We start from the raw sequence: 630 nt of genomic DNA on the forward strand, positions 1-630 counted from the left end.
GGACGTCTCCGCAGAATATTGCTTCCGAGCTTGTTTCTGTTTTGTCAGAGAGGTATCAGGATGCGCTTGTTAAGACTGCGGGCGGGTATGTAAATGTTTTTCTTGATAAGAGGAGTGTTTGTGCTCAGGTTGCTTCCGATATTATCGGAGCGGGGGAGGAGTACGGTAAGCAGGATTTGTTTTCTTCTCAGAAGATAATGATAGAGTTTTCCTGTCCCAATACCAACAAGCCTCTGCATCTTGGGCATATGCGCAATAATATTCTGGGTGAGAGTGTTTCCAGGCTTTTTTCTTTTCTTGGTGCGGATGTTTGCAAGGTAAACTTGATAAATGACAGGGGTATCCATATATGTAAGTCCATGCTGGCTTATAAGGAGCTTGGTAAGGGGGAGACGCCGGAGTTTGTTGGTAAGAAATCCGACCATTTTGTAGGAGATTACTATGTCAAGTTTAACCAGTGGGCTTCTGGCGATGAGAGTGCGGAGGAAAAGGCCAGAGAGATGCTCAGGCAGTGGGAGAACGGTGACGAGGAGGTTCTCAGCCTCTGGAAGAAGATGAACAAGTGGGCAATAGATGGTATAAACGAGACTTACGAGAGAACGGGGATTTCTTTTGACAGGGTTTATTATG

The 630-nt window shown here is 45.7% G+C and carries 1 protein-coding gene; it reads left to right on the plus strand.

Features of this window, described 5'->3' with window-relative positions; genetic code table 11:
- The coding region (gene argS, locus WKV44_10625) for an arginine--tRNA ligase (GenBank protein ID MEM5948990.1) at positions 1-630 on the plus strand (630 nt) is incomplete at both ends.

It is taken from the genome of Spirochaetia bacterium 38H-sp (assembly GCA_039023545.1).
Taxonomy (GTDB): Bacteria; Spirochaetota; Spirochaetia; order Winmispirales; family Winmispiraceae; genus Rarispira; species Rarispira pelagica.